This window comes from Microvirga sp. HS2, assembly GCF_055792805.1.
The window spans coordinates 51334-64799 of sequence record NZ_JBVVAJ010000031.1; the positions used below are offsets into that span (position 1 = coordinate 51334).

Below are 13466 nucleotides of genomic sequence, written 5' to 3' on the forward strand. Positions count from 1 at the left end.
GCACTCCTATTCCCCTTCGGCCTTCAACACAATGAGGCGGGCGCCTTCCGCCACCTGCGCACCGGGCTCGGCGGCGATCTCAGCAACTTCCCCATCGGAGGGTGAGACGAGCACATGCTCCATTTTCATCGCCTCGACGATGGCGAGCCGCTGCCCCTTCTCGACCTTCTCTCCCGGCTGCACGAACACGGCCACGAGCTTGCCGTGCATCGGCGCCTTTACCGAACCGCCCTCGTCCATGTGCTCGAGATCGACGTCGAAGGGATCGTAGAATGCAACGTGCGTCTGCCGCCCTTCTCTCACGACAATGACGCCTGTGCCCGTAAGATAGAACCCACTGCCGGATTGCGGCACGTAATCCTTGAGAAACTCGAGCCGGCAGTCTGCAAAGCGAACGACGTTTTCCAGAAACTTTGGTTTTGAGCTCGGCTCCGGCCATTCGACCGCTACCTCGGCTCGCTCCCCGTCAACCAATATGGAAAACCGCTGGTGTCGAGCATGGCCGATCTGAAAGCCATCCGGCACGATCCAAGGGGATCTGCGGAATTCGTCGATCATGGTTTCTCTCCTCCAATCTCGGCTCAAACCAGATTGAAGCAAGCTGAATACACCAAGGCACACGCTCTCAGGGTCGGGCCCGTGCGAGCCGTGGAGCAGATCAGTTAGATTTCGATCGATGAAACCCGTGTCGAACTGCCCTGCCCTGAATTCTGGAGCCTCGCAGAGCTTCTTCAGAAAGGCCGTGTTGGTCTTCGGTCCGGCGACAACCGTCTCACTGAGCGCCTCGGCGAGCTTCGACAACGCCTCGTCGCGCGTGGCTCCATGGGCGATCACCTTCGCGATCATCGGGTCGTAATAAGGCGTCACCTCCGCTCCGGCTTCGACACCCGTGTCGATGCGGATGCCTTCCCCTTCCGGAAATTCCAGAGCCCAGAGCTTGCCCGTCGACGGCAGGAATTCCTTTTCCGGATCCTCCGCGTAGAGACGCGCCTCGACCGCGTGACCGTCGATAGAAAGGTCGTCCTGCGTGAAGGGAAGCGTCTCGCCGGACGCCACGCGGAACTGCAGCTCCACGAGATCGAGCCCGGTGATCGCTTCCGTCACCGGATGCTCCACCTGAAGGCGCGTGTTCATTTCCATGAAATAGAAGCGGTCGGGGCGGAGGCCTTCACGTCCATCGGCAATGAATTCCACCGTGCCTGCGCCGACATAACCGACCGCGCGCGCGGCCTCGACCGCCGCATGTCCCATGGCCTGACGCATCTCCGGCGTCATGCCGGGAGCCGGCGCCTCCTCGATCACTTTCTGATGCCGCCGCTGGAGCGAGCAGTCGCGCTCGAAGAGATGCACCACGTTACCGTGGGCATCGGCGAAAACCTGCATCTCGATGTGGCGCGGCGAGAGGACGTACTTTTCCACCAGCACGCGCGGATCGCCGAAGGCGTTCTGCGCCTCACGTTGCGCGCTCTCCAAGGCGGCATCGAAATCGGCGGCCTTGTCGACGCGCCTCATGCCCTTGCCGCCGCCGCCCGCGACGGCCTTGATAAGAACAGGATAGCCGATCTCATAGGCTTTCTGGCGCAGGAAATCGGGATCCTGCTTGGAGCCGTGATAACCCGGCACGACGGGCACGCCCGCCTGCTGCACGAGCGCCTTCGCCGCGTCCTTCAGGCCCATCGCTCTGATGGCGGAAGCAGGCGGCCCGACGAAGACGATGCCGTTGGCGGCGCAGGCTTCGGCGAACTCGGCACGCTCAGAGAGAAACCCGTAACCGGGATGAATGGAGGCCGCTCCAGCCTGCTTCGCGACATCGATGATCGTGTCAACTTTAAGATAGCTCTCGCGGGCGGGCGCGGGGCCGATCGGGTAGGCCTCGTCGGCCATCTGCACGAAGAGCGCATTCGCATCCGCCTCCGAATAGACCGCGATGGTGCGCATCCCCAACCGCTGCGCCGTGCGGATGATCCGGCAGGCGATCTCGCCGCGATTGGCAATGAGGACACTCTCGAGCATGGTCATCCCTTCCGGTCCGAATTCAGGTTCGGTTGATCAACAGCTAGAGCAAAACCTAGGCTGCTTGTCACCTTCGAACAGGTGCCGCTGGGGCATCATGCGAACGGGAGCCTGAACCTCCGTCGTCAGAGTCTGTCCGCGCAGGTTCAATTCGGACAGGCTCTTCGCCCTCCAGGATCCCCCACCAGAACTTCCAGTCAAACGCCCTCTTGCGCACGGGGCGGACCCGCGCTACCTTTTACTTGCAAATGACTTGCAACTGCAGAATAGGCCATGGATCAGTCTCCTCCCGTTTCCCTCGTCCAAAAGGCAGCCTGGCGTCAGGAAGCCCACCTTCCGTCGATGCCCGAAGTGAACCGATCGATCCGGGTCCGCTCCGGCTCTCCCTGGCGGCGGGCCATGGCGTTCTTCGGGCCAGGATATCTCGTGGCCGTGGGGTATATGGACCCCGGCAACTGGGCGACCTCCATCGCCGGCGGCTCGAAATACGGCTATGCCTTGCTTTCCGTGGCCCTGATCTCGAACGTCATGGCGATCATCCTGCAGTCGCTCTGCGCCCGGTTGGCGGTCGCCACGGGCCGCGACCTCGCCCAAGCCTGCCGCGACGCCTATTCGAGGCCCGTCGCATGGGGGTTGTGGGTTCTGGCGGAACTGGCCATCTGCGCCACGGATCTCGCCGAGGTGATCGGCACCGCTATCGGCCTCAATCTCCTGTTCGGCATCCCGCTGGAGATCGGCGTCGTCATCACGGCGCTCGACGTGTTTCTCATTCTCTATCTGCAGAATCTCGGTTTCCGCTGGGTCGAAGCCTTCATCATCACCCTGCTCGGCGTGATCGCCGTGTGCTTCGGCATCCAGATCGCCATGGCCGATCCGAATTGGGGCGCGGTCATCGCAGGCTTCGCGCCCACGACCGAGATCGTCACCAACCCCGACATGCTCTACCTCGCGCTCGGGATCCTCGGCGCGACGGTGATGCCGCACAACCTCTATCTCCACTCGGGCATCGTGCAGACGCGCGCCTATGGCGAGTCCCTTCCCGAGAAGCGCGAGGCGCTGCGCTTCGCAACGCTCGATTCGACCGTGGCGCTTATGTTCGCGCTCACGATCAATGCATCCTTGCTGATCCTCGCCGCGGCGGCCTTCCACCATACCGGCCGCACCGAGATCGCCGAAATCGGCGAAGCCCATACCCTGCTCTACGGCATTCTGGGGACGGCCATCGCCCCCATGCTGTTCGGCCTGTCGCTGCTGTGCTGCGGCCTGAACTCCACGGTCACGGCCACGATGGCCGGCCAGATCGTCATGGAAGGCTTCATCGCGTTCAAAATGGCGCCGTGGTTGCGCCGCCTCGTCACGCGCGGCATCGCCATCATTCCGGCGGCCGCCGTGACCATCGCCTATGGGGAGAGCGGCACCGCGAGGCTCCTGATCCTCAGTCAGGTCGTCCTCAGCCTTCAGCTTCCCTTCGCGGTCATCCCGCTGGTTACGCTGACGGCCTCGAAGCAGAAGATGGGCGACCTCGTCACGCCCCGCTGGCTCACCGCCGTCGCCGGTGTGATCGCGGCCGTGATCGTGGTGCTGAATGTGAAGCTGCTGGCGGATTTCGTAATAGGCTGATGGGGTGATGCGAAAGACGCGTCACCCCATCCCGACTCATTCCGTCATGGCGTCCCCGGACCCGATCCGGGGATCAGACCCGACTATCCACGCCTTGAGAGCCGCGACGTTGAAAAGACGTGGGTCCCCGGCACAAGGCCGGGGATGACGAGGGTCCAAAAAGGATCACTCAAGCGTCCTTCAGCCGCCCGAGCGCCTCTTCCATTTTCGTCTTGCGGGCCGTTGCATCATCGCGGCGCTCGCGCTGCTCCTCGACCACCTCTTCGGGAGCGCGCTTGATGAAGTCCGCGTTCCCGAGCTTCGCGTCGATCTTGCCGATCTCCACCTCGAGCTTCTGGATCTCCTTGGCGAGACGGGCGCGCTCGGCGTCGAGATCGATCACGCCTTCCAGGGGAAGCGCCGCCACCTCGCCGCGGATGAGGAGCTGGATCGAGCTCTTCGGCGCGGCATCGGCGAAGGAGATTTCGGAGATGCGCGCGAGGCGCTTCACGATATCGCCCCAGCGATCGGCGCGGGCCTTCACGTCCGCGGAGGATGCCACGAGCACGAGCGGGATCTGCGCACCGGCGGGCACGTTCGTCTCGGAGCGGGCGGAGCGGATCTCGTTGACGAGGTCCACCACCCAGCCGATTTCAGCCTCGGCCTGGCTGTCGATGAGGTGATCGAGATTGGACCACGGCGCCAGCGCCAGAACCGTCTCGCGCTTGGGCCCCTCCTGCCCCTTCACGTCCCACAGCTCTTCGGTGAGGAAGGGCATGAAGGGGTGGAGCAGCTTGCAGATCTCATCGAGGATGAACGCGATGGTGGCGCGGGTCTCCGTTTTCGCAGGAGAATCGGCGCCCTGCAGCACGGGCTTGGCGAGTTCCAGCGTCCAGTCGCAGAACACGTTCCACACGAAGCGATAGGCCGCGAGCGCCGCCTCGTTGAAGCGGTAGGCCTGGATGCCGGCGGCGACCTCGTTGATGGCCTTCGCGCATTCGCTGAGCGCCCACTTGTTGAGCGTCTCCTTCACGGCCTTGGGATCGAAACCATCGACGCGCTTGCACTCGTTCATCTCGGCGAAGCGCGCCGCGTTCCAGATCTTCGTCGCGAAGTTGCGATAGCCTTCCACGCGCTGCACGGAGAGCTTGATGTCGCGGCCCTGCGCCGCCATGGCGGAAAGCGTCATGCGCAGCGCATCCGCGCCGTATTGCTCGATCACGTCGAGCGGGTCGATGACGTTGCCCTTCGACTTGGACATCTTCGCGCCCTTCTCGTCGCGGACGAGGGCGTGGATGTAGACCGTGTCGAACGGCACTTCTTCCATGAAGTGCAGGCCCATCATCATCATCCGGGCGACCCAGAAGAAGATGATGTCGAAGCCCGTGACGAGGGTGTTGGTCGGGTAATAGCGCTTCAGCTCCGGCGTCTCGTCCGGCCAGCCGAGCGTCGAGAACGGCCAGAGCGCGGAGGAGAACCAGGTATCGAGCACATCTTCGTCGCGCTTCAGCGCCACGTCCTTGCCGTTCTTGGCGCGGGCCTGCGCCTTCGCATCCTCTTCCGAATGCGCCACGAACACATTGCCCTGATCGTCGTACCAGGCCGGGATCTGGTGGCCCCACCAGAGCTGGCGCGAGATGCACCAGGGCTCGATGTTTTCCAGCCACTGGAAGTAGGTCTTCTCCCAGTTCTCGGGCACGAACTTGGTCTTGCCCTGGCGCACGGCGTCGAGCGCGCGATCGGCCAGCGGCCTCACGTTCACGTACCACTGGTCGGTCAGATAGGGCTCGATGACCACGTTCGAACGATCGCCATGCGGCACCATATGCGTGTGCGGCTCGATCTGAACGAGAACCTCGCGCTCTTCGAGCATGGCGACGATGCGCTTGCGGGCCTCGAAGCGGTCGAGGCCGTCGAGAGCGAGAACCGCCTTGAGGTCCTCCGTCTCGGCGAGGCCTTCGAGGAAGCCCTCGTTGCCGGAGAGCGCGAGCTGCGCCTCCGTGCCAAAGATGTTGATCAGCGGCAGCTTGTGGCGCTTGCCGACCTCAAAATCGTTGAAGTCGTGCGCGGGCGTGATCTTCACCGCACCCGTCCCCTTCTCGGGATCCGAATATTCATCGGCAACGATCGGGATGCGGCGGCCCACCAGCGGCAGGATGGCGAACCGGCCGATCAGGTCCTTGTAGCGCTCGTCCTCCGGGTGCACGGCAACCGCCACGTCGCCCAGCATCGTCTCGGGCCGGGTGGTCGCAACGGTGATCGAGCGGTCGGGGCTCCCCTCGATGGCGTAGCGGATATGCCAGAGATTGCCCTTCACCTCGACCTGCATCACCTCGAGATCCGAGATCGCGGTCTGGAACTTGGGGTCCCAGTTCACGAGGCGCTTGTCCTTGTAGATCAGGCCCTGGCTGTAGAGATCCACGAACACCTTGAGGACAGCCTTGGACAGGCCCTCGTCCATGGTGAAGCGCTCGCGGGACCAGTCGCAGGAGGCGCCCAGGCGCTTGAGCTGGCGCACGATGGTGCCGCCGGACTCCTCTTTCCATTCCCACACGCGCTTGATGAACTCGTCACGGCCGAGCTCGCGGCGATGGATCTGCTTTTCCATGAGCCTGCGCTCGACCACCATCTGGGTGGCGATGCCCGCATGGTCGGTGCCCGGCTGCCAGAGCACGTCGCGCCCCCGCATGCGCTCGAAGCGGCAGAGGATGTCCTGAATCGTGTTGTTGAGGGCATGCCCCATATGGAGCGAGCCCGTGACGTTCGGCGGCGGGATGACGATGGAATAAGGGTCCGCGCCCTTGCGATCGGGCCGTCCGGCCTTGAAGGCCTCGGCCTCCTCCCAGCGGGTGGCGATGCGGGCTTCGACGGAAGCGGGGTCGAACGTCTTATCCATCATGATGTGATACCGGCCAGTTGGCGCGCCAAACGCGCAAGCAAGACGGCTACAAACCGGACGGATCGAGGGAAGTCAACCGATGGACGAAAACTTCAAGCTTGGCCTCGAGCCACGCGCCTGATTTCGGCCTGGACGAGGCGCTCCACGAGGTCAGGAAGGTTTTCATCGAGCCACGCCTTGAGCATGGGGCGGAGCATCTCCTTCATCAGATCCTCGATCGTCGGAGAGCGGCTCGCCGCGCGGGCTACCGCCAGTTGAGCGAAAGCCTCGGAGACGGACGCCTCCGCCGAACGGGACATCAGCGCCTCGGCCGGATTTCGGTCGCAGGGCTGGGTGAAGGCCTGGTCGGCTGGTGCCTTCGCCGGCGTCGGGGAACCGATGGGCTCCGGGACTGCATCATTCGCCCCGAAACGAGCAGCGGGACGCTCCTCGCGTGAAGAATCGTCCTGAGCGAGGGGCCATTCCTCCCCGGCAGGCTCGGGCAAAGCATCGGCGTAGGAGGCGAACGACACATGGCGCTCGGCAATGTCGAGGACAGTCTGGAGGGGCGATGGTTCAGGCTCGTGAGGGTTCGGCTCGTGATCTTCTGAAATAATCCGGCGAATGGAAGCTAAAATATCCTCCATCGACGGCTCATTAACCTTCAGGTTCGCCGAACCCATAGCCCCACCCAGTAAAATAGAGTTTTTAGAATCTCATTCTTGAGAATTTTATGAGTATTTTACGCAAACTTGCAGAAAACAAGCGGGGCCGAAACTAAAACGTTCCGGCCCCGAAACTTATCAACGACCGTCAGGCGTCGTCGTACCGATCCAAAGATCTTTGACTTGGTCATAATGGACCTTCGGGCTGTAGTGATTCACAGCGAGGCCCAGGGCGCGGGAGGTGAGGCGCCCCATAGCGCTGACGAGCTGATAGGACGCGACGACGCGATCACGCTGCGCCTGAATCAGGTTCACACGCGCCGTGAGAAGCTCCTGCTGGGCGTTCAGGACGTCAAGCGTGGTGCGCTGGCCAACGCGGGCCTCCTCGCGAACACCGCTGAGCGCCGTCTCCGCCGCATCGATCTGCGCCTGGGCAGCCTGGATCTGAGCGCGAGCGGCTTCGAGCGCGCCCCAGTTCGACACGACGGCCGCGCGCACCTGATCGCGAACCCAGTCGGCCTGAAGCTGGGCCTGACCGACCTGCTCCTTGGCCTGCCGCGTTGCGGAATAAGCCTGACCGCCCTCGTAGATCGGCACGGTCAGGCGGGCTCCGGCGGAGGCGGTGAGAACCTCGTCGTTGCCGATCCGGGTATCGAACCGCTGCGCGACGGAAGCCGTCACACCGAGCTGCGGGGCCAGAGCCCCCTGCGCAATCTTCACCTGCAGCTCGGCCGCATCCACGGCGTGCTGAGCCGACTTGATGGCCGGGTGCTCGCCGAATGCAATTCTCAAAGCCGCATCCACCGAGCTCGGCGTGAGCTTGTCGAGAGGCCGTCCCGGTGCCAGTTGCCGGGGCTCGACACCCACGAACTGGCGGTACCGCGCGATGCTCGCCCGCAGATTGGCCTCGGCCTGGCTTGCCTGGGAGCGGGCTGCCGCCAGGCGCGATTCCGCCTGGGCCACGTCCGTCCGGGTCACTTCGCCGACATTGAAGCGGTCCCGGGTCTGACGCAACTGCTCGTCGATGACCTCGACGTTGTTGCGCTGGAGGTCAAGGATCGCCGTGTCCCGCAGCACGTCCATATAGGCCGTGGCGGCGCTGACCAGAGTGGTCTGCTCCGTCGTGGTCAGGTCCTCGCGGGCGGCGAGGACGCCGGATTCGGCTCGGCGTACTGAATTGTCCGTCCGGAAACCGTCGAAGATCGTCTGATTGAGCTCGATCCCATAGCCGCGCGGCGTGAGAACCGAGGTCTGCTCCCCCCCTGAACTGAGGAAACTCGGTGGCTGGCGGCTGTCATATTGAGAATAGCTGCGGCTGATGTCGGCCGTGCCCGTGATCGTCGGGCGGTAGCCGGACTTCGCCTGAGCGACGTTCTCGTCCGTCGCACGCACGCTGGCGCGCTGGGCGTTCAGGTTGGGATTGTTGCCATAGGCCTTGGCCAAAGCGCTTTCCAGCGTCTCGGCCGAGACGCTGCCCGTGGCCGCCAGAACGAACACGGAGGTCATGGCCCCGAGGAGGATGCGATACTGCCTGCTGGATTGCTTCCCGTTCACGCTCACCTGCCTAACGACCCAAGATACCAAAAACTCACGACCGAAACCGATTCACAAGACTCGCACGATTCAAAGCGCAACAATACCCATCCCAAACGAGTCGGCAATAACGCACGGCTCATGACTGCATTTTAGCAGTGAGGTGGCGCAAAAAAGCGACACCTTTCACGAAGGAAATTAAGGATATTAAGGATTTAGAGAACGGGATTAGAACGTGAAACCGGGCTCTTGCACGAATGGCGCAAGCACGGGAGCCGCCGCATCGAAGAGGGCCCGCTCGCCGAACGCATTGCCCGAGCGAACATAAAGCGTCACTCGCGCCGCGCGGCCCCGGCCCTTCACGCAGACCAGGCGACCACCTTCGGCCAGCTGTTCCAGAAGCGCATCGGGGCGCAGATCGACGGCGCCGTTGATCAGAATAACGTTATAGGGAGCATTCTTGGCGAAGCCCTGATCGAGAGCACCCGTCACGACCTCGACGCTCTCGGCGCCGGCGGCCGCAAGGCTCTTCTGTGCCTCGGCGGCGAGTCCCTCGTCCGATTCCAGCGCCGTCACCTGGGCGCCGAGCTCGGCAAGGACGGCAGAGGCATAGCCACGGCCGCAGGCCACATCCAGAGCCTTGTCTCCCGCCTCGATACTCAGGGCCTGAATCATGCGGCCCAAATTCATCGGAGAGAGCATGTATCGATGGGAGGCGCCTTCACCGACCAGGATGTCCTGATCGATATAGGCAAGCTCCTCACGGCCCGGGAGAACGAACTTCTCACGCGGAACGCTGCCCATGGCGTCGAGCAGCGGGATGTCGTTCACATCGAAAGTGCGCAGCTGGCTATCAACCATCATTCGGCGCGCTTGCGAGAAATCGACCATGGAGATTGCCTTCAGAAATTCGACTTGGAGGCCTCGCCCGGAATCGAACCGGGGTGCAAGGATTTGCAGTCCTCTGCGTAACCACTCCGCCACGAGGCCATCCGGGGCGTGCCACGATTGCGGCGGGAGCCTCATAGCAAGTGCCCTCCCAAAGAGCAACAGCCCGTTTTGCAAGATCGCTGACGAAAGGGGCTTGCACCCCGCAAAACTCGTGCTATATGCCACGCACCGTCGCCGACGAGAGCTGCTCCAGCAGCCCGGCGAGAAGAGGCGAAAGTCTCCCGAAGGTATGGCTTATTCCGGCGTGGCGCAGCGGTAGCGCAGCGGACTGTTAATCCGTTGGTCGTAGGTTCGAATCCTACCGCCGGAGCCAACCTCCCCAACTCTCCTGCAATCGAGTTTTCCTCTTGAAGGTGCCCTGCTTGGCTTGGCGTTGCGCGGCTTTCGTGTTGCATAGCTTGCCATCGCAGCACTGGCCTTCCTCGATGTGTCTTGTGGAGAAGCGGCGTGGCCTCCCCTGCCCTAGTCTGGTTTCGTGACGATCATCGCCTGAGCGACAATCCTGCCCTCCTCGCAGCCGTGGAAACGGGCCTTCCGGTTCTATGCCTCGCCATCCTGGAGGATGCGACGGATGGATTACGGCCTCTGGGCGGCGCGGCCCGCTGGTGGCTCCATGGCTCGCTTGCCGCCCTCGACGATTCTCTGAAGAGAGCGAGTTCTCGCCTGCTCATCCTGCAAGGCCCCGCCCAGGACGCCCTCGATAAGGCCGTGACCGCCACCGGAGCATCGGCCGTTTTCTGGAATCGGCGCTATGGCGCAGCCGAGATCGCCCTCGACGGCATGATCAAGAAGCGCCTGACGGATCGCGGAATCAGGGTTCGAACCTTCAAGAGCCGGCTGCTCAACGAGCCCTGGCAGGTGGTGAATCAGGCCGGGAAGCCCTTCCAGGTTTTCACGCCATATCTGCGAACCGTGATGGCGCGGCCCGTCGAAGCGCCTCTCCCTGCCCCGAAGAAGGTGGCGCACAGTCCCTGGCCCCAGGCCATTCTCGATCGAATCGTGCAGATCGAGGACCTGGGCCTGAGGCCGGTGAAGCCCGATTGGGCTGCCGAGTTCCACACGACGTGGCATCCCGGCGAACTGGCCGCTCAGGACAGGCTGCGGCATTTTCTCGAGCATGGTCTGCCCGGTTACGCGCAAATGAGGGACATGCCTGCGAAGGAAGGTACGTCCCGCTTGTCGCCGCACTTGCGTTTCGGAGAGATCAGCCCCCGTCAGGTCTGGCATGCCGTCCGCAATCTCGTGGCCGAGCGCTCCGAACTCACGCAGGATGCGCAGAAATTCCTGAGCGAGGTCGTGTGGCGCGATTTCAGCCATCAGCTCCTGTACACTTATCCACACCTGCCGGAAAAATCTCATGCCCTCCGCTTCGAAAAATTTCCGTGGGAGGTCGAACCAACGAGTCTCGAGGCCTGGCAGAAGGGCCTGACGGGATATCCCGTCGTAGATGCGGGCATGCGTCAGCTTTGGCGCACCGGCTGGATGCACAACCGCGTGCGGATGATCGTGGCCTCCTTCCTCGTGAAGCACCTGCTGACGGACTGGCGGCAAGGTGAAGCCTGGTTCTGGGACACGCTGGTGGATGCGGATCCGGCCAACAATGCCTTCAACTGGCAATGGATCGCGGGATCAGGCCCGGATTCGGCACCGTTCCACCGGATCTTCAATCCCGTCACGCAGGGCGAGAAGTTCGACCCGCAGGGAGACTACGTGCGCGCCTATGTGCCGGAACTCGCCCGGCTCCCTGCTGCGTTCATTCACAAGCCCTGGGAAGCGCCCGCCGCAACCTTGAGGGCCGCCGGCGTGGACATCGGGCGCACCTATCCTGCCCCCATCGTTCCGCATGGCCCGGCGCGCGAGCGGGCTCTTGCAGCCTTCCGCACCCTGCGCGACCTCGACGATGAGACCAAGGGAGCGGCTTGACCCGTCCCGCCTGTTGCCGTCAGCATCGTGCACCCCTGCGCAGGAACGCTCCTGCGCTCCCGTCTTTCGGATTGACCATGACAGCCACCGCTCTCCTGTTTCGCGACGATGCCTATGCCCGATCCTGCGCGGCGACCGTCCTCGATGTAACGCCGGACGGCGGCATCATCCTCGACCAAACCGTGTTCTACGCTCAAGGCGGCGGTCAGCCGGGCGACGTCGGCGTCATCCGGCGCCGGAACGGCGAGCGGATCGACGTGACGAACACGGTCTACGGCTCCGACCGCTCCCGGATCGTTCACCTCGTGGGACCGGAGGCCGCATCGCGCTTTTCAAAAGGGGAAAGCATCGACATGGAGCTCGACTGGGACCGCCGTTTCAAGTGCATGCGCGTCCATACCGCGCTGCACGTCCTGAGCGTCGTCCTGCCCTACCCGGTCACCGGAGGCGCGATCGGCGACGGCGACGGGCGCCTCGATTTCGACATTCCCGATGCGGGCCTCGACAAGGCCGATCTGACCGACAAACTGAATGCCTTGATCGCCCGGGATGCGCCCGTCACGGAGCGATGGATCACGGACGAGGAGCTGGACGCGAATCCCGGTCTCGTGAAGACCATGTCGGTGAAGCCGCCGCGCGGTTCAGGCCGGGTGCGTCTCGTGGAGATCGCGGGAATCGATCTGCAGCCCTGCGGCGGCACACATGTGCGCCGCACGGGCGAAATCGGACAGGCGCTCATCACCGACATCGAGAAGAAGGGCAAGCAGAACCGCCGCGTTCGCCTGTCCCTCGTGGACTGAACCGCTTTTCACCGACCGGACGACCGCCAGGAGCAATGCCATGCCACATCCCTTCGTTACACCCGAGCGATTGCAGGAACATCTCGAGGATCCGAATGTCGTGATCGTCGACGGCTCCTGGTATCTCCCGGCGCAGAACCGCGATCCGCAGGCGGAGTTTCTGGCCGGCCATATTCCCGGCGCGGTGCGCTTCGACATCGACACGGTCAAGGACACCGCGTCGTCCCTCCCGCACATGCTTCCTTCACCCCAGGACTTCGCGAAGGCCGCCGGCAGGCTGGGCATCAGTCAGGACATGACCATCGTCGTCTATGACGGCATAGGCCTGTACTCCGCTCCCCGCGTGCGGTGGATGTTCCAGGTCTTCGGCGCTCCCCGGGTGTACATTCTCGAAGGAGGATTTCCCGCCTGGAAGGCGGAGGGCCGTCCCGTGGAAACCGGACCGGAGAGGCCCCGTGCCCACAGCACATTCACTCCTTCTTTCAATGCAGCCGCCGTCGCGGATGCCGGCGTCGTTCGCGACGCGGTTGGATCGAACTCCGCCCAGGTGGTCGATGCCCGCGCCGCGGATCGCTTCAGAGGCGAGGCGCCGGAACCGAGACCCGGCCTCCGGTCGGGACACATTCCCGGAAGTCTCAACCTTCCGTGGAGCGAAGTCGTCGAGAACGGACGCCTCAAGGACAAGGCCAGCCTCACGCAGGCGATCCGGGACGCGGGTCTCGATCTCGATCGCCCCATCATCGCAAGCTGCGGCTCGGGGGTTTCGGCCGCCGTTCTCTCGGTGGCCTTCGAGACCCTGGGACATCCCGCGAAGGCCATCTATGACGGCTCCTGGTCCGATTGGGGCTCCCGCGAGGATCTGCCGGTGGAAACGGGACCGGCGAAGAGAAGATAAGCGCATAATGCTCTTCCTCTCCCTGCGGGGAGGGATTGAGGGTGGCGAGTCGCACAGTCAAAACACCGGGCATCGTCCTGTGAAGTTAGAGCAGATTCGACTTAGACGGGCTCATACCCGCAGTTCCTGATGTAGTTCTGGCACTCATTCGGCTCGAAGGCGTCCAGCAGTTCTCCGATGGTGGTCCAGAGCGCCTCCTTGGTACGTGC

The 13466-nt window shown here is 63.4% G+C and carries 9 protein-coding genes and 2 tRNA genes; 5 read left to right on the plus strand and 6 right to left on the minus strand.

From position 1 onward, the window contains the following. Nucleotides 1–6: 6 nt before the first annotated feature. Entirely contained in the window at nucleotides 7–2013 is a 2007-nt protein-coding gene (locus ACS5Q0_RS21515; RefSeq protein ID WP_473128700.1) for an acetyl/propionyl/methylcrotonyl-CoA carboxylase subunit alpha, read from the minus strand. Nucleotides 2014–2355: 342 nt separating this feature from the next. Here ACS5Q0_RS21515 and ACS5Q0_RS21520 point away from each other — a divergent pair, with 342 nt between their 5' ends. After that, nucleotides 2356–3633 carry an Nramp family divalent metal transporter gene (locus tag ACS5Q0_RS21520; RefSeq protein ID WP_473128708.1) on the plus strand — a complete coding sequence of 426 codons (1278 nt, stop codon included), beginning with the start codon at nucleotides 2356–2358 and terminating at the stop codon, nucleotides 3631–3633. A 169-nt stretch (nucleotides 3634–3802) separates the two neighbouring features. Here ACS5Q0_RS21520 and ACS5Q0_RS21525 read toward each other — a convergent pair whose 3' ends face one another. From ACS5Q0_RS21525 to ACS5Q0_RS21545, 5 genes are all read right to left on the minus strand, one after another. Then, nucleotides 3803–6511, minus strand: a complete 2709-nt coding sequence (locus tag ACS5Q0_RS21525; protein WP_473128701.1) for a valine--tRNA ligase — start codon at nucleotides 6509–6511, stop codon at nucleotides 3803–3805. A gap of 92 nt (nucleotides 6512–6603) precedes the next feature. Continuing rightward, nucleotides 6604–7137 (minus strand): DUF2497 domain-containing protein, encoded by a 534-nt coding sequence (locus ACS5Q0_RS21530; protein ID WP_473128702.1) that lies wholly within the window; start codon nucleotides 7135–7137, stop codon nucleotides 6604–6606. Between the two features lie 156 nt (nucleotides 7138–7293). Next, nucleotides 7294–8661 carry a TolC family outer membrane protein gene (locus ACS5Q0_RS21535; protein ID WP_473128709.1) on the minus strand — a complete coding sequence of 456 codons (1368 nt, stop codon included), beginning with the start codon at nucleotides 8659–8661 and terminating at the stop codon, nucleotides 7294–7296. 255 nt (nucleotides 8662–8916) lie between these two features. Then, nucleotides 8917–9579, minus strand: a complete 663-nt coding sequence (locus ACS5Q0_RS21540) for a protein-L-isoaspartate O-methyltransferase family protein (protein WP_473128703.1) — start codon at nucleotides 9577–9579, stop codon at nucleotides 8917–8919. 25 nt (nucleotides 9580–9604) lie between these two features. Beyond that, a tRNA-Cys gene (locus tag ACS5Q0_RS21545) sits at nucleotides 9605–9678 on the minus strand. Between the two features lie 199 nt (nucleotides 9679–9877). Here ACS5Q0_RS21545 and ACS5Q0_RS21550 point away from each other — a divergent pair. The 4 genes from ACS5Q0_RS21550 (at nucleotide 9878) to sseA (ending at nucleotide 13257) form a co-directional block, all read left to right on the plus strand. Continuing rightward, a tRNA-Asn gene (locus ACS5Q0_RS21550) sits at nucleotides 9878–9952 on the plus strand. 134 nt (nucleotides 9953–10086) lie between these two features. Next, a complete protein-coding gene (locus ACS5Q0_RS21555; protein ID WP_473128704.1) occupies nucleotides 10087–11562 on the plus strand; it encodes a cryptochrome/photolyase family protein in 1476 nt (491 codons plus the stop codon). 77 nt (nucleotides 11563–11639) lie between these two features. Next, the gene (locus ACS5Q0_RS21560; RefSeq protein ID WP_473128705.1) at nucleotides 11640–12362 is read left to right on the plus strand and encodes an alanyl-tRNA editing protein; all 723 of its coding nucleotides are present in this window, start codon (nucleotides 11640–11642) and stop codon (nucleotides 12360–12362) included. 40 nt (nucleotides 12363–12402) lie between these two features. Further along, nucleotides 12403–13257: a 3-mercaptopyruvate sulfurtransferase gene (gene sseA / locus ACS5Q0_RS21565; protein WP_473128706.1), complete on the plus strand. Its 855-nt coding sequence runs from the start codon at nucleotides 12403–12405 to the stop codon at nucleotides 13255–13257. The last annotated feature ends 209 nt before the right edge of the window (nucleotides 13258–13466 follow it).

Excerpts from the sequence above, each read along its gene's own strand:
- ACS5Q0_RS21525 (WP_473128701.1), bottom strand. The coding sequence starts at position 6,511 with ATGATGGATAAGACGTTCGACCCCGCTTCCGTCGAAGCCCGCATCGCC.
- sseA (WP_473128706.1), top strand. The coding sequence starts at position 12,403 with ATGCCACATCCCTTCGTTACACCCGAGCGATTGCAGGAACATCTCGAG.
- ACS5Q0_RS21560 (WP_473128705.1), top strand. The coding sequence starts at position 11,640 with ATGACAGCCACCGCTCTCCTGTTTCGCGACGATGCCTATGCCCGATCC.
- ACS5Q0_RS21540 (WP_473128703.1), bottom strand. The coding sequence starts at position 9,579 with ATGGTCGATTTCTCGCAAGCGCGCCGAATGATGGTTGATAGCCAGCTG.
- ACS5Q0_RS21535 (WP_473128709.1), bottom strand. The coding sequence starts at position 8,661 with ATGACCTCCGTGTTCGTTCTGGCGGCCACGGGCAGCGTCTCGGCCGAG.
- ACS5Q0_RS21530 (WP_473128702.1), bottom strand. The coding sequence starts at position 7,137 with ATGGAGGATATTTTAGCTTCCATTCGCCGGATTATTTCAGAAGATCAC.
- ACS5Q0_RS21515 (WP_473128700.1), bottom strand. The coding sequence starts at position 2,013 with ATGCTCGAGAGTGTCCTCATTGCCAATCGCGGCGAGATCGCCTGCCGG.
- ACS5Q0_RS21520 (WP_473128708.1), top strand. The coding sequence starts at position 2,356 with ATGCCCGAAGTGAACCGATCGATCCGGGTCCGCTCCGGCTCTCCCTGG.